The 16,726-nt window shown below is 69.8% G+C and carries 16 protein-coding genes; 8 read left to right on the top strand and 8 right to left on the bottom strand.

The genetic code is table 11. The annotated features are described in order from the left end of the window. The 3 genes from leuD to I6I07_RS08575 form a co-directional block, all read right to left on the bottom strand. Positions 1–639, bottom strand: coding sequence for a 3-isopropylmalate dehydratase small subunit (leuD, locus tag I6I07_RS08585; protein ID WP_198486323.1), 639 nt, complete (start codon positions 637–639; stop codon positions 1–3). After that, positions 639–2,057: a 3-isopropylmalate dehydratase large subunit gene (leuC, locus tag I6I07_RS08580; protein WP_198486322.1), complete on the bottom strand. Its 1,419-nt coding sequence runs from the start codon at positions 2,055–2,057 to the stop codon at positions 639–641. The genes leuD and leuC overlap by 1 nt, the downstream gene beginning before the upstream one ends. Positions 2,058–2,118: 61 nt before the next feature. Then, positions 2,119–3,102, bottom strand: coding sequence for a Bug family tripartite tricarboxylate transporter substrate binding protein (locus tag I6I07_RS08575; RefSeq protein ID WP_198486321.1), 984 nt, complete (start codon positions 3,100–3,102; stop codon positions 2,119–2,121). Positions 3,103–3,232: 130 nt separating this feature from the next. Between I6I07_RS08575 and I6I07_RS08570 the strand changes: the two genes are divergently transcribed. Continuing rightward, positions 3,233–4,156, top strand: a complete 924-nt coding sequence (locus tag I6I07_RS08570) for a LysR family transcriptional regulator (RefSeq protein ID WP_006391900.1) — start codon at positions 3,233–3,235, stop codon at positions 4,154–4,156. Positions 4,157–4,169: 13 nt separating this feature from the next. Here the strand turns inward: I6I07_RS08570 and I6I07_RS08565 are convergent, their stop codons facing one another. Next, the gene (locus I6I07_RS08565; RefSeq protein WP_232625973.1) at positions 4,170–5,141 is read right to left on the bottom strand and encodes an Lrp/AsnC family transcriptional regulator; all 972 of its coding nucleotides are present in this window, start codon (positions 5,139–5,141) and stop codon (positions 4,170–4,172) included. 111 nt (positions 5,142–5,252) lie between these two features. Here I6I07_RS08565 and I6I07_RS08560 point away from each other — a divergent pair, with 111 nt between their 5' ends. Continuing rightward, positions 5,253–6,557 (top strand): MFS transporter, encoded by a 1,305-nt coding sequence (locus I6I07_RS08560; protein WP_198486319.1) that lies wholly within the window; start codon positions 5,253–5,255, stop codon positions 6,555–6,557. 81 nt (positions 6,558–6,638) lie between these two features. Next, on the top strand, positions 6,639–8,066 hold the full coding sequence (locus I6I07_RS08555) for an amidase (RefSeq protein WP_198486318.1): 1,428 nt from the start codon (positions 6,639–6,641) through the stop codon (positions 8,064–8,066). A 66-nt stretch (positions 8,067–8,132) separates the two neighbouring features. On the opposite strand, the gene metK is transcribed toward I6I07_RS08555, so the two are convergent. Continuing rightward, entirely contained in the window at positions 8,133–9,296 is a 1,164-nt protein-coding gene (metK, locus tag I6I07_RS08550) for a methionine adenosyltransferase (protein WP_006391903.1), read from the bottom strand. Positions 9,297–9,572: 276 nt separating this feature from the next. Here metK and I6I07_RS08545 point away from each other — a divergent pair, with 276 nt between their 5' ends. Genes I6I07_RS08545 through xerC form a run of 5 tightly spaced genes read left to right on the top strand, consistent with a single transcriptional unit; the run spans position 9,573 to position 14,023 of the window. After that, complete coding sequence (locus tag I6I07_RS08545) at positions 9,573–10,439, top strand: lysophospholipid acyltransferase family protein (RefSeq protein WP_180189173.1); 867 nt, start codon at positions 9,573–9,575, stop codon at positions 10,437–10,439. Positions 10,440–10,488: 49 nt separating this feature from the next. Beyond that, on the top strand, positions 10,489–11,379 hold the full coding sequence (locus I6I07_RS08540; protein WP_198486317.1) for a lysophospholipid acyltransferase family protein: 891 nt from the start codon (positions 10,489–10,491) through the stop codon (positions 11,377–11,379). A 41-nt stretch (positions 11,380–11,420) separates the two neighbouring features. Continuing rightward, entirely contained in the window at positions 11,421–12,332 is a 912-nt protein-coding gene (gene dapF, locus I6I07_RS08535; RefSeq protein ID WP_198486316.1) for a diaminopimelate epimerase, read from the top strand. Between the two features lie 4 nt (positions 12,333–12,336). Further along, positions 12,337–13,014: a DUF484 family protein gene (locus I6I07_RS08530; RefSeq protein WP_198486315.1), complete on the top strand. Its 678-nt coding sequence runs from the start codon at positions 12,337–12,339 to the stop codon at positions 13,012–13,014. Between the two features lie 34 nt (positions 13,015–13,048). After that, entirely contained in the window at positions 13,049–14,023 is a 975-nt protein-coding gene (gene xerC, locus I6I07_RS08525) for a tyrosine recombinase XerC (protein ID WP_198486314.1), read from the top strand. Between the two features lie 13 nt (positions 14,024–14,036). Here the strand turns inward: xerC and I6I07_RS08520 are convergent, their stop codons facing one another. The 3 genes from I6I07_RS08520 to I6I07_RS08510 are packed head-to-tail and all read right to left on the bottom strand — an operon-like array spanning position 14,037 to position 16,704. Continuing rightward, the gene (locus I6I07_RS08520; protein WP_198486313.1) at positions 14,037–15,122 is read right to left on the bottom strand and encodes a nickel/cobalt transporter; all 1,086 of its coding nucleotides are present in this window, start codon (positions 15,120–15,122) and stop codon (positions 14,037–14,039) included. Further along, a complete protein-coding gene (locus I6I07_RS08515) occupies positions 15,113–15,796 on the bottom strand; it encodes a DUF1007 family protein (RefSeq protein ID WP_198486312.1) in 684 nt (227 codons plus the stop codon). Before I6I07_RS08515 ends, I6I07_RS08520 begins: the two co-directional genes overlap by 10 nt. After that, entirely contained in the window at positions 15,757–16,704 is a 948-nt protein-coding gene (locus tag I6I07_RS08510; protein ID WP_192579607.1) for a metal ABC transporter solute-binding protein, Zn/Mn family, read from the bottom strand. The genes I6I07_RS08515 and I6I07_RS08510 overlap by 40 nt, the downstream gene beginning before the upstream one ends. Positions 16,705–16,726: the final 22 nt, after the last annotated feature.

Raw genomic sequence — 16,726 nt, 5'->3', positions numbered from 1 at the left:
TCATTGGCCGAGCCGGTCGCGCACGCGACGCGCCACGTCCTTCATCCAGGGATGCCGGGCCCAGTGGCCGGTCTCGAAGTGTTCCACATCCGCCAACTGCTGTAACGAGGCGCCCACCATGTCCTGCCCCTGCGAGAACATGCGGCGGTGCCGCGCAGGCAGGTCGAAATGCCCGCTCCAGCCGTCCGCGGCCCGCACCGTGCCCGCCAGCGCGTCGATCTCGACGCGGTTGCCGGCGGGATCGGACACCCGCGCCAGCAGCGCGTCGACTTCGGCCGGCGGCAGGCTCACCAGCAGCAGGCCGTTGTTGAGCGCGTTGAAATAGAAGATCTCGCCGAAGCTGGCGGCCACGACCGCGCGGATGCCGTACTGCATCAGGCCCCAGACCGCGTGCTCGCGGCTGGAGCCGCAGCCGAAATTGGGCCCGGCCACCAGCACCGCGGCGCCGGCGTAGGCGGGCTGGTTCAGCACGCAGTCCGGCCGCGGCGCGCCGTCGGCGTCAAAGCGCAGGTCATAGAGCAGGCCGCGGTCCAGCCCGGCCTTGTCGATGATGCGCAAGAACTGCTTGGGCATGATCTGGTCGGTGTCCAGATTGGAGTACGGCAGGGGCGCGGCGACGCCGCTGATGATCTGGTTCATTACAGGTTCTCCAGGTCGCGCACGTCGACGATGCGGCCGGCCAGCGCGGCGGCGGCGGCCATGGCGGGGCTCATCAGGTGGGTGCGTCCGGCGCGGCCCTGGCGGCCTTCGAAGTTGCGGTTGGTGGTGGATGCGCAGCGCTCGCCCGGCCGCAGCACGTCGTCGTTCATGGCCAGGCACATCGAACAGCCCGGCTGGCGCCATTCGAAGCCGGCATCGACCAGCGTGGCGGCGATGCCTTCGGCCTCGGCCTGGGCGCGCACCGCGCCCGAGCCCGGCACCACCATGGCGCGCACGCCATCCGCCACCTTGCGGCCGCGCACGATGTCGGCCACCACGCGCAGGTCCTCGATGCGGCCGTTGGTGCACGAGCCGATAAAGACCCGCTCGATCGGCACGCCGGCGATCGGCGCGCCGGGTTGCAGGCCGATGTAGTCCACGGCCTTTTCCAGCGCCAGGCGCGCCAGCGCGTCCGGCTCGGCCTGGGGATCGGGGACCGTGCCGGTGATCGGCATGGCCTGGTCGGGGCTGGTGCCCCAGGTCACGAACGGCGCGATCCGCGCGGCGTCGAAGACATGCTCGGCGTCGAAGGCGGCGTCGGCATCCGTGCGCAGGGTGGCCCAGTAGGCCCGCGCCTGCGCCAGCTCGCCGGCGTCCAGGTGCCGCGCGCGATCGGCGACATAGGCGTCGGTGGTGGCGTCCGGCGCGATCAGCGCGGCGCGCGCGCCGGCCTCGACGGTCATGTTGCACAGGGTCATGCGGGCTTCGGCCGAGAGGCCGTCGATGGCGCTGCCGCAGAACTCCACGGCATGGCCGCGCGCACCCTGCGCGCCGATGCGATGCACCACGTAGATCACCAGGTCCTTGGCCGACACGCCCGCGGGCAGGCTGCCGTCGACGCGGATGCGCATGTTGCGCGCGACCCGGTAGACCAGCGTCTGCGTCGCCAGGATGTGCTCGACTTCCGAGGTGCCGATGCCGAAGCCCAGCGCCCCCAGCGCGCCGTAGGTGGTGGTGTGGCTGTCGCCGCACAGCACCACCATGCCCGGCAGGATCATGCCGTGCTCGGGCGCGATCACGTGCTCGATGCCCTGCAGCGGATCGGTGGTGTCGAACAGCGCGATGTCCTGATCGTCGCAATTGCGCTTGAGGTTGCGGGCCTGGCGCGACGAGGCGTCATCCGGAATCACGCGCAGCGCGGCCGGCACCGGATGGGTGGGGATGATGTGGTCCACCACCGCCATCTGCTGCCCGGGACGCAGGACGCCGCGGCCGCGGGCGGCCAGGCCGCTGAAGGCCTGCGGGCTGGTGTACTCGTTCATGATGTGCAGATCGACATAAAGCAGGATGTGCTCGTCGTCGATGCGGGCCACTTCATGGCTGGCCACCAGTTTGTCGTATAGCGTCATGCCGGGCATGTCGGTGCTTCCTTGCAAAAAGACGCGCCCGCGCGGGGCGCGATGAAACCTGTGGCGCCGCTCAGTTGGCCTCGATGCCGGCGTCCTTGACGATGCCGGCCCAGCGCGTCATCTCGCCCTTGACCATGGCATCGGTCTCGGCGGGCGTGGAGACAAGCGGATCGAAGCCCTCGCGGCGCATGCGTTCGGATAGCTCGGGCGATCGCAGCGCCTGCGCCAGCCTGGCGTTGAGCGTGTCCACCACCGCCTGCGGCGTGCCGGCGGGCGCGCTGATCACGAACCAGGTGGTGAAGGCGTAGCCGGGCAGGCCGGACTCGGCGATGGTAGGCACGTCCGGCAGCAGCGGCGACCGCGCGGTGCCGGTCACGCCCAGCGCCTTGAGTTTCTTGCCATCGACCTGCGGCTTGGCCGCCGACAGCACCGGGAAGCTCATCTGCACCTGCCCGCTGATGGTGTCCACCATGGCCGGACCGCCGCCCTTGTAGGGCACGTGCAGCATCTGCGTGCCGGACACCGACTTGAACAGCTCCGCGGCCATGTGGAAGGTGCTGCCGGTGCCGGCCGAGCCGAAACTCAGTTCATTGGCGGGACGCGCGCGGATGTAGTCGAGCAGTTCCTTGACGTTGTTCACCGGCAGCGACGGCGACACGGTCAGCACGTGCTGCGACGTACCGACCGTGCCGACCGAGCGCAGGTCGCGCACCGTGTCGAACGGCATGCTGCGGAACAACGCCGGATTGATCGCCAGCGACATGGTGTTGATGGCCAGCGTGTAGCCGTTCGGCTCGGCGCGGGCCACCGCGGCCATGCCGATGTTGCCGGATGCGCCGGCGCGGTTCTCGACGATCACGCTCTGGCCCAGGGCCTTGCCCCAGGCGTCGGAGATCAGGCGGGCGGCGATGTCGACGCTGCCGCCGGGCGCGAACGGCACCATCAGGGTGACGGGCCGCTGGGGAAAGGCGTCGGCCGCGGTGGCCGGCGCCATCCAACAGGAAGCGGTGGCGGCAAGCGCGCCCAGGCTGCGCAATAGATGACGGGTCTTCATGGGTCGGGTCTCCTCGTGGACGGCCGCGTGAGGCGGCTCTGTATCGGTCAACCCAGTGTATAAGCCCACTTCATTCTTATAATTAGCTAAATACCTAAATCTTTATTAAATCTGATTTATAAATAACGCCATGGATGCGCTCTCCGACCTGGCTTTCTTCTCGCTGCTGGTCAAGCACGGCAACCTGTCGGCGGCCGCGCGCGAACTGGGGCTGACGCCGCCGGCGGTCAGCACGCGGCTGGCCAAGCTGGAACAGCGCCTGGGCGTGCGCCTGCTCAATCGCAGCACGCGCCGCGTCAGCGTCACGCAGGAAGGCGAGCTGTACCTGGCGGAAGGCAGCCGCATCCTGGCCGACCTGCAGGCGCTGGAACGCTCGGTCTCCAGCAGCCGGGCGCAGCCGCAGGGCTTGCTGCGGCTGAACGCCACCTTCGGTTTCGGCCGCGCCTACGTGGCTCCGGCCGTTTCGGATTTCGCCCGCCAGTATCCGGAAGTCGAGGTGCAATTGCGCCTGACCGACCGGCCCTTGAACCTGATCGAGGAAGGCTTCGATGTGGCGGTGCGTTTCGGCGATCTGCCCGACGCGCGCCTGACGGCCCGCAAGATCGCCTCCAACCGGCGCCTGCTGTGCGCCTCGCCGCGCTACCTGGAGAGCTTCGGCGAGCCGCGCGCGCCGGGCGAGCTGCAGCGCCACCGCTGCATCGTGGTGCGCGAGAACGACGTGGCCTACGGCACCTGGCGGCTGGAATCCGGCCAGCGCGCCGAGACCGTGAAGGTGCGCGGCCCGGTCAGTTCCAACGACGGCCAGAGCGCGCTGGAATGGGCCCTGGACGGCCACGGCATCGTGATGCGATCGGAATGGGAGACCGCCGACCACCTGCGGGCCGGCCGCTTGCGGCAGATCCTGCCGGAGTGGTCGACGCCGCCGGCCGACATCCACGTGCTGTACCCGGAGCGCCTGAACCTGCCGGCCAAGACCCTGGCCTTCGTGGATTTCCTGGCGCAGCGCTTCGCCCGCCATCTGCGCGCGCCGGGCTCGCAGGCCGCGGTCTGGTAGGGACCACGCCCGCTCAGGCGGCGTCGGCGCCCAGCCGCGCGCCTTCGCGCACGATGCCGCAGCGCTTGTAGGCGCGCATCACCACGCCCACCTCGCTGGCCAGCACCCCGTCCAGCTCGCCGAGCCTGCGCGTGACCACGTCCCACAGGTGCAGGCTGTCGCGGCACAGCACGTGCCAGAACAGCTGCGAGGCGCCGCTGGTGCCGAACAGGCAGCGCGTGTTCGGATCCAGCGCCAGGTGCGCGGCCAGGGCGTTGACGGCCTGCGGGCGCACCTGCACCGAGATCACGGCTTCGACCGGAAAGCCCACCAGGGCCGGTTCGACCTCCACGCGGAAGCTGAGCGCGCGCCGCTCGACCAGGTGCTGCAGCAGGCGCTGCGCGGTGGGCTCGCTGACCTCGGCATGGGCCGACAATTCGGCCAGGCTGGCGCGGCCGTCGCGCATCAGGTGCGCCACGATGCGCTGCTCGGGCTCGGTCAGCGCCACCGGCGTCTGGCTGGCTGGGTCCGGCCCTTCGGGCGCGGTGCCGTCGGCCTGGATGCGCCATTGGCCGGCGCGGCGGAACGGCCGCAGCACCAGGCGCGCCTCCACCTGCTCGACGCCGTCGATGGACGGCAGCACGCGCGTCACCACGTCGGGCATGTCGGCGGCGTCCGCCAGCGTCAGCTCCGCCATCAGGTCGGCGGTGCCAGCCAGCGTCACGACCAGCTGGGTGATGGCGAGACTCGCCAGGGCTTCGGCCGCTTCGGCCACGCGCCCCGAGCGGCAGCGCACCCAGGCGTGCAGCACCACGCCGCGGCCCGTGGCCAGCGGGTCGGCCTCGGCGATGACACGCAGGGCGTCGGCATCCATCAGCCGCTTGATGCGACGGGCCACCGTGCGCTCGGCGATGCCGGTGGCCGCGCCCAGCTCGCGCCAGGAGGCGCGCGGGTCGGCCTGCAGGGCGATCAGGCAGGCCAGATCGGTGTCATCGAGCGCCGGCATTAGGGGCTTACCCTTACTTGACGTGACCATATTCATTAATCTAACGTTCGCGCATTGATAAAAACACAAAATTTAACTGTCTATTTGACCAAAAATAAAACCGAGGACGTTATGAGTACCCCTTCCGCAACCCTGCGCGCCACGCAGGGGGCAAACGCCGCGCCCGTGTCGCGCGCCCGCACGATTCTGGCCGGTAGTGTAGGCAATGCGGTGGAATGGTTCGATTGGACCATCTATGCCTCATTCGCCATCTTCTTCTCGAAGCAGTTCTTCCCTGAAGGCAACGAGACCACCGCGCTGCTGGCCACCTTCGGCATTTTCGCCGTCGGCTTCTTCATGCGCCCGGTCGGCGGCTGGGTGCTGGGCATCTTCTCCGACCGCTACGGCCGCAAGGCCGCGCTGGGCCTGACCATCCTGATGATGGCCGGCGGTTCGCTGATCATCGCCGTCACCCCGACCTATGCCACCATCGGCCTGGCCGCGCCGCTGCTGCTGACCGCCGCGCGCCTGCTGCAAGGCCTGTCGCTGGGCGGAGAGTATGCCTCGGCCACGACCTTCCTGGCGGAAATGGCGCCGCCCAACAAGCGCGGCTTCTATTCCAGCTTCGTCTTCTTCAGCGCCGCCGTGGGCATCCTGGCCGCGTCCGCCGTGGGCTGGCTGCTGACCTCGACCCTGACCAAGGCCGAAATGGCCGACTGGGGCTGGCGCATCCCGTTCTTCCTGGGCGCGCTGGGCGGCCTGGCCGGCATGTGGATCCGCCGCGCGATTCCGGAAACCGAGGCCTTCTCGCACGCCAAGAAGGCCGGCATCGAAAAGCAGCCGCTGCGCACCCTGCTGCGCGAGCACCCGCGTGAAGTGCTGCGCATCGTCGGCTTCTCGATCCTGACGACGTTCGCCTTCTATATCTTCGTGGCCTACGTGCCGACCTACGCCATTCGCCAGGTCAAGGCCGATCCGCAGGTCGCGTTCGCCGCCAACACCGTCGCGCTGATCGTCTTCATGCTGGTGCAGCCCGTGTTCGGCATGCTGTCCGACCGCATCGGCCGCAAGCCGCAGCTGATCTTCTTCGCGGCCGGCTACCTGGTGTTCTTCTACCCGCTGATGACCACGCTGGGTCCGTCGTTCGGCTCGATCCTGGCCGTGGAACTGTTCGGCCTGGTGCTGTACGCCATGTACACGTCGATCGCGCCGGCCATCATGTCGGAGCAATTCCCCACCAGCGTGCGCGCCGTCGGTATCGGCACCCCGTACAACCTGGTCGTGGCGCTGCTGGGCGGCACCACCCCGTACCTGCTGACCTGGCTGCAGAGCAAGGGCATGGAGCGCTGGTTCTTCTATTACGTGCTGGCCGGCGCCGTCATCACGCTGATCACCTTCATCCGCATGCCTGAAACCCGCGGCCACTCGCTGAAGTAAGACCCGCTCAGGCCCTGACGCCCCGCATCAGCGCTTTCCGGTCCCGCCAGGACCGGAAAGCTTTTCCTTTTCGTGAGAGCCATGCCAGACCAAGACACCGCCCTGCATTTCCGAGAAGCCCGCGAACTCGCCCGCGCCATCCGCGCGGGGGAACTGAGTTCGCGCCAGGTCACCACCCATTTCCTGGATCGCATCGCCCGCGCGCCCGACCTGGCCGCATACAGCGTGGTCACCGCCGAACGCGCCCTGGCGCAGGCCGACGCGGCCGATCGCCTGCTGGCGGCCGGCATTTCGATGGGCCCGCTGCATGGCGTGCCGGTGGCGGTGAAGGACAGCGTGCAATGGGCGGGCACCATCGCCAGCGGCGGCTCGCAAGCCCGGCGCGACATCGTCAGTGATGAAACCTCCGCCGCCGTGCGCGGCCTGTCGGCGCAGGGCATGGTGATCCTGGGCAAGACCCGCATGACCGAATTCGCGTTCGGCCTGTCGGGACAGAATCCGACCCAGGGCACGGCCCGCAACCCCTGGGACGCGGTCACCGCGCGCGCGCCCGGCGGCTCGTCCAGCGGCGCCGGCGTCGCGGTGGCGGCCGGCCTGGCGCCGTTGGCGCTGGGCGGCGACACCGGCGGCTCGGTGCGCGCCCCCGCCGCGCTGAACGGCGTGGTGGGCTTCAAGCCCTCGTCGGGCGTCATCAGCCGCGCCGGCTGCCTGCCGCTGTCGGACACCCTGGATGTGCTCGGCCCCATCGCCCGCAGCGTGGCCGACGCCCGCCTGCTGACCCAGGTGCTGGCCGGCCCGGACATCGACGACGCCGCCACCCTGGCGCTGCCCGCGGCCTGCATCGCGGCCCTGCGCCGCCCCGCCGCGCGCCGTGGCAGCGCCGTCGCCGTGCTGGCGCCGCAAGCCTGGCCCGCGCCGCTGGCCGATGAAGGCCTGCGGATCTGGCACGAGGCGCAGGAACGGCTGGATCAGGCCGGCCATACCCCGCAGACCTGGCATCCGCCCGCCTCGCTGTCGTTCGCCCGCATGGCGGACGACAATTCGCTGGTGCTGGCCTACGAGGCCTATCGCTATTTCGGCGCGCTGGCCGAAGACCCGGCCCAGCCGCTGTGGGAAGTGGTGCGCGCGCGCATCGCCGCCGGCGGCCGCATTGCCCAGGCCGACTACGAGGCCGCGCTGCTGCGGCGCCAGGCCGACATGGCGACGTTCGCCGCCGCCATGCAGGGCATCGACGCCCTCCTGATGCCGGCCTGTGACCAGGCGGCCCAGGCGCTGGACGCCGCCGACGTGCGCCACACGGGCCTGGGCAAGCTGCTGCGCCCGGCCAACTTCCTGGGCGCGGCGGCCATCGCGCTGCCGGCCGGCTTGGACCAGGAAGGCATGCCGCTGGCGGTGCAGCTGCTGGCCCCCGCCGGTGGCGACGCGGCCCTGCTCGATTGCGCCGCGACGCTGGAGCCGGTGCTGGCGCCGGCGGTGTGGTCCCCCGACCTGTCGGCCTGGGGCCTCTGACCGCAACGATCGCGCCCATGAAAAAGCCCCGGCATGCCGGGGCTTTTTTTACTTTGGAAGGATGCGTTACACGCCCTTCTTCAGTTCCTGGACCTTGTCCGTGGCTTCCCACGAGAATTCCGGCTCGGAACGGCCGAAGTGGCCATACGCGGCGGTCTTGGTGTAGATCGGGCGCAGCAGGTCCAGCATGTTGACGATGCCCTTCGGACGCAGGTCGAAATGCTCGCGCACCAGCTTGGCGATCTGGTCGTCGGGAATGACGCCGGTGCCTTCGGTGTAGACGGTGATGTTGATGGGTTCGGCCACGCCGATGGCGTAGCTGACCTGCACCTGGCACTGGCGCGCCAGGCCGGCGGCCACGATGTTCTTGGCCACGTAGCGGGCGGCGTAGGCGGCCGAACGGTCGACCTTGGACGGATCCTTGCCCGAGAACGCGCCGCCACCGTGCGGGCAAGCGCCGCCGTAGGTGTCGACGATGATCTTGCGGCCGGTCAGGCCGCAATCGCCCTGCGGGCCGCCGATGACGAAGCGGCCGGTCGGGTTGACCAGGAACTTGGTCTTGGGCGTGATCAGGCCGTCGGGGAAGCTGGGCTTGATGATGTCCTCGATCACGGCTTCGCGGATGGTCTCTTGCGAGACTTCCGGCGCGTGCTGGGTCGAGAGCACCACGGTGTCGACTTCGGCCGGGCGGCCGTCGACGTAGCGGAAGGTCACTTGCGACTTGGCGTCAGGGCGCAGCCACGCCAGGCGGCCGTCCTTGCGCAGTTCGCTCTGGCGCTGCACCAGGCGGTGCGCGTACCAGATCGGGGCCGGCATCAGGTCGGGGGTTTCGTCGCACGCGTAGCCGAACATCAGGCCTTGGTCGCCCGCGCCCTGGTTCAGGTAGTCTTCCGAGCTGCGGTCCACGCCCTGGGCGATGTCCGGCGATTGCTTGTCGTAGGCGACCAGCACCGCGCAGCCCTTGTAGTCGATGCCGTACTCGGTGTTGTCGTAGCCGATGCGGCGGATCGTGTCGCGCGCGACCTGGATGTAGTCGACGTTGGCGGTGGTGGTGATCTCACCGGCCAGCACGACCAGGCCCGTGTTGCACAGGGTTTCCGCCGCCACGCGGGCGTTCGGATCCTGGGTGAAGATGGCGTCCAGAATCGCGTCGGAAACCTGATCGGCTACCTTGTCGGGGTGCCCTTCGGAAACGGATTCGGAGGTGAAGAGAAAGTCGTTATTGGCCACAGATGCGTCCTTTGATGTCCGGTACAGCCGGAACATAGGTTCACGAGGCGCGTTGCACCCCGGACTGCATGGCATACGCTGATCTGGGCGCGACGCTTTAGCGGATTTGGCAAGCGACGCATGACGCGCCGGGATCCTGCCGTCGCCCCGCAAGTTGTCGGTTAACTCGGCGACGAGTCGATTTTAAGCGAAAATGCGGTTCTTATGCTTGTGCCACGGGTGGGGTCTTTCGCTCGAGCACCGGCACCACCATGCCCGATATCGCCCATTTGCCGCATGCTGCTCGCCCTGTTCCGCCTGTTCGCATCCCTGCCCCTGCCCGTCGCGCACGCGCTCGGGCGCCTGCTCGGCCGCATCGCGTATGCGTTTCCCGGCAAGTACCGGCGCCGCCTGCGGGCCAACGCGACGCAGGCCGGCTACCCCGACGCGGCCTTTGCCCGCCGCGCGGCCGGCGAGGCCGGCGCCATGATCCTGGAGATGCCGCGAGTCTGGTTTCGCAATGAACAGAGCCTGGCCCAGGTCGTGTCCGACGACAACGACGTGGTGGCCGCGGCCCGCGCCGAAAACCGCGGCATCCTGTTCCTGACTCCACACCTGGGCTGTTTCGAGATCACCGCCCGCTACCTGGCGCGCCTGATGCCCATGACGGTGATGTTCCGTCCGCCACGCAAGGACATCCTGGCGCCGCTGCTGGAAACCGCGCGCAACGGCTCCGCGGTCAACGCAGTGCCGGCCACCATGCAGGGCGTGCGGGAATTCGTGCGGGCCCTGCGTCGCGGCGAGTCGGTCGGCATGCTGCCCGACCAGGCGCCGGGCGTCGGCGACGGCGTCTGGGCGCCATTTTTCGGACGCATGGCCTACACCATGACCCTGCCGGGCAAACTGGCCTCCCAGACCGGCGTCCCCATCATCCTGACCGCCGGCGAACGCCTGCCGGGCGGCCGCGGCTGGCGCATCCATTATGTGCGGGTGCCCGAGCCGCTGCCGGCCGATCCCCAGGCCCAGGCCGCGCTGCTCAACGCCGCCATGGAAACGCTGATCCGCCGCTGTCCGCAGCAGTATCTCTGGAGCTACAACCGCTACAAGACCCCGCGCGGCGCCCCGCCCGCCCCCGCTGACGACGCGGCCACCGCGCCCCACTGAAGCCGGCGCCCACGCCCCGCCGCCCTGGTCTCAAGCTCTCCAACTATCCATGAAAGAATCGAAAACGCGCACACTGGTCAATCTGCTGAAATGGTTCGGCCGCATACGGCCGTCCACCCGGCTACGCATCGGCGCCGTGCTCGGCTGGCTGGCCGTGCGCCTGGCCAAATCGCGCGCCCACATCGTGCGCCGCAATCTCGAACTGTGCTTTCCGGAACAACCCGAGGAAGTGCGCGAGCGCTGGGTGCGCGAACACTTCCGGGCGCTGGCGCAATCCATCGTCGACCGCGGCGTGCTGTGGTACGGCACGCCGGAAGCCATCAAGGACATGGTCACGCAGAGCGGCGCCGAGCGCATCAATGAGCTGACCGCGCAGGGCCGCGCGGTGATCCTGCTGGCGCCGCACTTCATCGGCCTGGACGCGGCCGCCACGCGCCTGACCATGGAAGTGCCGAGCGCGGCCACCATGTACACGCCGCAGAGCGACCCGCACATCGACGCGGTGGTGGCCGCCGGCCGCGCCCGCTTCAATGAGGTATTCCTGGTCAGCCGCAAGGATGGCGTGCGCGACCTGATCCGCCACCTGCGCGCGCCGCGCCCGGTGTACTACCTGCCCGACATGGATTTCGGCCGCCAGGGCGCCGTGTTCGCGCCGTTCTTCGGCATCCAGGCGGCGACGCTGCTGGCCACCGCGCAACTGGCCCAGAAATGGGACGCGGCCGTGCTGCCGATCCTGGATTTCTGGAACCCGGAGACCGGCCGCTACCACGCCGAGGTGTTGCCGCCGCTGGAGAACTTCCCGGGCGACGACACGCTGGAAGAAGCCACCGCGCGCCTGAACCGCGAACTGGAAGGCTGGGTGCGGCGCTGCCCCAGCCAGTATTACTGGGTCCACCGCCGTTTCAAGACCCGCCCGCCGGGCGAGCCCAAGATCTACTAGGACACGGCCCGGCCAGCGCCGGTGCGGTTTCCCCGGCCAGAATGGGCGATAATCTCCCCATGAACTGGAACTTCACCAAAATGCATGGCGCAGGCAACGATTTCGTCGTCCTGGACGGGGTCCGCCAGGCCATCGAGATGACGCCCGAGCGCGCCCGCGCGCTGGGCGATCGCCACTTCGGCATCGGCGCCGACCAGATCCTGCTGGTCGAACGCGCCACCCGGCCCGACGCCGACTTCCGCTACCGCATCTTCAATTCCGACGGCAGCGAGGTCGAGCATTGCGGCAACGGCGCGCGCTGCTTCGTGCGTTTCGTGCATGAACAGGGCCTGTCCGACCGCAACCCGCTGCGCGCCGAGATCGCCACCGGCATCCTGGTGCTGGACGAGGGCGACGACGAGCAGGTCACGGTCGAGATGGGCAGCACCCGCTTCGACCCGGCCGCATTGCCGTTCGACACCGCCGGACTCACTTCGCGCACCGAAGGCCAGGACACCCTGTGGGAACTGGAACTCGACGTGCCCGCCGACCTGCCGCGCAGCGTCGCCCTGTCGGCCGTGGCCATCTCCAACCCGCACGCGGTGCAGGTGGTGGACAACGTCGATACCGCGCCCGTCGCCGTCGTCGGTCCGCTGATCGAGAACCACCCGCGCTTCGCCCGCCGCGTCAACGCCGGCTTCATGCAGGTCGTCGACCGCCACAACATCCGCCTGCGCGTGCACGAGCGCGGCGCCGGCGAGACGCTGGCCTGCGGCACCGGCGCCTGCGCCGCCGTCGCGGCCGGCATCCGCCGCGGCCTGCTCGATTCCCCGGTGCGCGTGCAGACGCGCGGCGGCGTGCTGACCATCGCCTGGAACGGCGACCAGCTGCGCATGACCGGACCGGCCGAATCCGTCTTCACGGGCCAGGTCGACATCGACAAGCTCGTCTTCTCCATGGCGCTGAACCGATAACCCCATGACCGATACCGCTTTCACCGCCCAGGACATCGCCAACTTCCTGCAGGAACACCCCGGCTTCTTCGACGAGCACGCCGACGTCTTCGCCACGCTGCAGGTGCCGCACCCGCACGGCTCGCGCGCCATTTCGCTGGGCGAACGCCAGATCCTCACGCTGCGCGAACGCAACCGCGAGCTCGAGTGGCGCCTGAACGAGCTGGTGCGCAACGCCACCGCCAACGAAACCATCGGCAGCCACATCTCCAAATGGTGCTGCCGCCTGCTGTCCGAACCGGATCCGCAATTGGTGCCCGGCGAGATCGCCCTGGGCCTGGCTGAACAGTTCGAGCTGAACCACGTGGCGCTGCGCCTGTGGAACCTGCCGGAACTGCCCGACAGCGGTTATGGCGAGCCCGTCACGCAGGATGTGCGCACCTTCGCCGACAGCCTGAAGGCGCCGTACTGCGGCACCGACACGGCCTTCGAGGCCGTCGGCTGGCTGGACGCCAAGCCCAAGTCGCTGGCCCTGGTGCCGCTGCGCCTGGAAGCCGATGGCGTCAGCGTCGGCCTGCTGGTGCTGGGATCGGACGACGCCGAACGCTTCACGCCCGAGATGGGCACCGCGTTCCTGGAAGCCATCGGCCAGCTGGCCTCGGCGGCGCTGCACCGGTTGAACCCGGCCGCGCCCAAGGCCTGAGCCGATCATGACGGCGGGGGCCTCGGAACACGCCATGCCAACGCAAGCGCCGGACGCCCCCCTGCCCGATCCGATGGCCGCCTGGCTGCGCCATCTGGAAAGCAATCGCCGCTATTCCCCCCACACGCTGGACGGCTACCGGCGCGAGCTGCGCTTCCTGATCGAGCTGGCCGAACGCGCCAAGCAGCCGCTCGACAAGCTCGCCAACGGCCATATCCGCCAGTTCGTCGCGCGGCTGCATGCGCAGGGCCGCGGCCCGCGCAGCCTGGCGCGCACACTGGCGGCCTGGCGCGGCTTCTATCAATGGTGGGCGCCGACGATCGGCCTGGCCGGCAACCCCGTGGCCGGGGTGCGCGCGCCCAAGGCGCCGCGCGGCCTGCCCAAGGCCCTGTCGGTGGAACAGACCCAGGCTTTGCTCGACCGCGCGCCGGCCAAGGTCGCCACCGAACCGGCCGCCCTGCGCGACCAGGCCATGTTCGAGCTGCTGTATTCCAGCGGCCTGCGCCTGTCCGAGCTGGTCGGGCTGGACCTGCGCTACACGCGCTCGGCCGACCATGAATCGCGCGGCTGGCTCAGCCTGGAAGAGGCCGAAGTGATCGTGCTGGGCAAAGGCGGCAAGCGCCGCTCGGTGCCGGTGGGCCAGGCCGCCCTGGCGGCGCTGCGGCGCTGGATCGACGTGCGCGAGCAGCTGGCGCCGCCAGCCGCGTCCGCCGACGATGCCGCCGCCCTGTTCCTTGGCGCCCGTGGCCGGCGTATCTCGCCGCGCGTGGTGCAATTGCAGCTGGCCCGGATCGCGCAGGCCGCCGGCCTGCCGACCCATGTGCATCCGCACGTGCTGCGCCACAGCTTCGCCAGCCACGTGCTGCAATCGGCGCAGGACCTGCGCGCCGTGCAGGAAATGCTGGGCCACGCCAACATCTCGACCACCCAGATCTATACCCGGCTGGACTTCCAGCACCTGGCGCGGGCCTACGACCAGGCCCATCCGCGCGCCGGCCGCAAGTCCTGAACGCGGCGGCGCGTCAGCCGCCGCCGGCCAGCATGCCACCCAGCAGCAGCACGCCCAGCGCCAGTACCGCCAGCGCCGCCAAGGCCTCCACCCCGTAACGCAAACGCGCCGCCGCGACGCCCGACAGGCGCGCGCCCAGCGCATTGGCCGCGCCGCCGGCCGCGACCGCCAGGCAGGCCAGCGCCGCCACCGTCAGGCCCGTGCCCAGGCCCATCGCCAGGGCCGAGGCCACGCCGGCCAGGAAGAACCCTTGCGACAACGCGAACACCAGCACGATCAGCGCGCCGCTGCAGGGCCGCAAGCCCACCGCGAAAATCGCCGACCAGGCGCGACGCCAGTTCAACGGCCCCGCCACCTGCTCCGGCGGCGGCACATGGGCATGGCCGCAACCGCAATCATCGTGATGCTCATGCGGATGAGCGTGGTCATGGACGTGCGGCGCCGGCGCGTGGATCGCAATCGCACGCAAGGCCGCGCCGCCCTTCAGGGCCGGGGCCACCGCGACCGGCGCCGCGACCATGGCGGCGGCCCGCGCCGGCCGGCGCCGCGACAACGGCCGGATCGCCTTGATCCAGACCAGCCACGCGCCCAGCAAGGTCACCAGCCCATACGAGGCCAGCTCCAGCCAGCGCGTGGCCTGGTTCATCGCCGCGGCCGTGGCGTTGAACACCAGCGCCAGCACCGCCACCATCACGATCGCCACCAGCGCCTGCACCAGCGACGACACCAGCGCCAGCAGCGCGCCGTTGCGCGCGGTCTGGCGGTTGGCCAGCACATAGGAGGAAATCACCGCCTTGCCGTGGCCCGGACCGAGCGCATGGAACACGCCGTAGGCGAACGACAGGCCAATCAGCAGCCAGGCGCCGCCATCGGCCTGCCAGGCGCGCACCGCCGCGGTCAGTTGGCGATAGAAATGGGTCTGCCACACCGAGACCTGGCCGAAGAAGCCCGCCAGCCAGCCGGGACCGCCCAGGCCGGCGCCGCTCTCCGGCACGCCGAAGGGATGCGCGCCCTGCGCGTCGGCCAGGCCGGCCCAGGCCATCGCGGCCAGCGCGAACAGCCACGCCAGCGCGGCGGCCGGACGCCGCCCTACGAACATTGCACCTCGATGCGGTGCGTCAGCCCCTTGGTGATGGCGAAAAGCTCTTCCGGCAGCGCGTCCGGATCGGCCGGGATCGCGGCCAGTTGCTGCATGGTGTTCCAATCCAGTTCCTTGGGCTTGCGGTAAGCCTGCTTGCAGGCCGCCGCGCCGGGTCCGCCCAGCGCGACCGCCCCCTTGTCATCGAAGGCGTACGCCACGAAGTAGGTCGGGTCGTAGATGTCCACCTGCGCGCCCGCGGCGTCCAGCGTGGCGGGCTCGGCCAGCGGCAGCGTGAACGCCAGCGCCAGCCGGCCGGTCTTGGCGTTCCAGGTCACGCGCGCATCGCGCGGCGCGGCGAACACCGCGCTCTTGCCCGCCACGGTGACCCGCGTGAAGTAATGCGACACCGGTTCGCCCAGCGCCTTCATCCAATCCTGCGCCATGCCTTTCAGGGTGTCTTCGGGCAAGGCGCCGCCCTTGCCCTTCTTGAGTCCCTGCGTGGCGTAGGCGCCGAACATCTCGTCGAACAGCCAGACCTGCCGCACCGCCGTCACGCGGTGCTGCTCGTCCAGATCGATGACGGCGCGGGCGTCGATCCACATGTGCGGGTGCGCGCCGGCGGCGCCAGCCGCCAGCGCACCCGCCACGGCGATCAGGGCTGCAAGGCCGCGGCGAGTTGACGAACGTTCCATTCAAACATTTCCAGGTAGGTGGCGCCGGGCTGTCCGGGCTTGGACAGGGCATCGGAATACAGCGTACCACCCACCTTCGCGCCCGTTTCTCGGGCGATCTGCTGCACCAGGCGCGGGCTGGTGATGTTCTCGATGAACACCGCCGGCACCTTGTCGCGCTTGACCTGTTCGATGATGCGGGCCACGTCGCCGGCGGACGGCTCGGCCTCGGTCGAGATGCCCATCGCCGCGATGAAGCTCACGCCATAGGCATCGCCGAAATAGCCGAACGCGTCGTGCGAGGTGACCACCTTGCGGCGTTCCGCCGGAATCGCCGCGAAGGTCTTGCGCACGGCCGCGTCCGCCGCCTGCACGCGGGCGATGTAGGCATCGGCGCGCTTGCGGTAGGCGTCGGCATGGGCCGGGTCGGCGGCCGCCAGGCCGTCGGCCACGTTGCGCGCGTAGATCACGCCGTTGGCCAGGTTCTGCCAGGCGTGCGGATCGGCGTCGTGGTGGTGATGGCCGCCGTGGTCGTGGGCATGGCCATGATCGTGGTCCTTGTCGTCATGCTTGTCACCGTGCTCGTCGCCATGGCCGGCGAACTTGCGCGGCGTCACGCCCTTGGAGGCGACCACGGTCGGCCCGGCGAAGCCGGAGGCCTTGACCAGGCGCGGCAGCCAGGCCTCGAAGTCCAGGCCATTGACGAACAGCACCTTGGCAGCCGCCAGTTTCTTGGCATCGGCGGGCGTGGGTTCGTATTCGTGGGCATCGCCGTCCGGGCCCACCAGCGTGCTCACCTTGACGTCGGCGCCGCCGACTTCCTGGACGATGTCGCCCAGGATCGAGAAGCTGGCCACCACCGGCAACGGGTCGGCCGCGTACGCCGCGCCGAAAGCCGTCGACAGCCACAGGCCGGCCGCGGCCAGCATCGCACGGCGGCGCGCCAGCGCC

The organism is Achromobacter deleyi (assembly GCF_016127315.1).
Classification (GTDB): Bacteria; Pseudomonadota; Gammaproteobacteria; order Burkholderiales; family Burkholderiaceae_B; genus Achromobacter; species Achromobacter insuavis_A.
This window is presented reverse-complemented; position numbering and strand designations above follow the sequence as displayed.

What these genes read in the sequence shown, in the direction of transcription:
- I6I07_RS08545 (WP_180189173.1), top strand. Translation starts at nt 9,573, where the DNA reads ATGCTGCTCGCCCTGTTCCGCCTGTTCGCATCCCTGCCCCTGCCCGTC.
- I6I07_RS08570 (WP_006391900.1), top strand. Translation starts at nt 3,233, where the DNA reads ATGGATGCGCTCTCCGACCTGGCTTTCTTCTCGCTGCTGGTCAAGCAC.
- I6I07_RS08530 (WP_198486315.1), top strand. Translation starts at nt 12,337, where the DNA reads ATGACCGATACCGCTTTCACCGCCCAGGACATCGCCAACTTCCTGCAG.
- I6I07_RS08540 (WP_198486317.1), top strand. Translation starts at nt 10,489, where the DNA reads ATGAAAGAATCGAAAACGCGCACACTGGTCAATCTGCTGAAATGGTTC.
- I6I07_RS08510 (WP_192579607.1), bottom strand. Translation starts at nt 16,704, where the DNA reads ATGCTGGCCGCGGCCGGCCTGTGGCTGTCGACGGCTTTCGGCGCGGCG.
- leuD (WP_198486323.1), bottom strand. Translation starts at nt 639, where the DNA reads ATGAACCAGATCATCAGCGGCGTCGCCGCGCCCCTGCCGTACTCCAAT.
- I6I07_RS08575 (WP_198486321.1), bottom strand. Translation starts at nt 3,102, where the DNA reads ATGAAGACCCGTCATCTATTGCGCAGCCTGGGCGCGCTTGCCGCCACC.
- I6I07_RS08555 (WP_198486318.1), top strand. Translation starts at nt 6,639, where the DNA reads ATGCCAGACCAAGACACCGCCCTGCATTTCCGAGAAGCCCGCGAACTC.
- dapF (WP_198486316.1), top strand. Translation starts at nt 11,421, where the DNA reads ATGGGCGATAATCTCCCCATGAACTGGAACTTCACCAAAATGCATGGC.
- I6I07_RS08515 (WP_198486312.1), bottom strand. Translation starts at nt 15,796, where the DNA reads ATGGAACGTTCGTCAACTCGCCGCGGCCTTGCAGCCCTGATCGCCGTG.
- xerC (WP_198486314.1), top strand. Translation starts at nt 13,049, where the DNA reads ATGCCAACGCAAGCGCCGGACGCCCCCCTGCCCGATCCGATGGCCGCC.
- I6I07_RS08560 (WP_198486319.1), top strand. Translation starts at nt 5,253, where the DNA reads ATGAGTACCCCTTCCGCAACCCTGCGCGCCACGCAGGGGGCAAACGCC.
- leuC (WP_198486322.1), bottom strand. Translation starts at nt 2,057, where the DNA reads ATGCCCGGCATGACGCTATACGACAAACTGGTGGCCAGCCATGAAGTG.
- I6I07_RS08520 (WP_198486313.1), bottom strand. Translation starts at nt 15,122, where the DNA reads ATGTTCGTAGGGCGGCGTCCGGCCGCCGCGCTGGCGTGGCTGTTCGCG.
- I6I07_RS08565 (WP_232625973.1), bottom strand. Translation starts at nt 5,141, where the DNA reads ATGCCGGCGCTCGATGACACCGATCTGGCCTGCCTGATCGCCCTGCAG.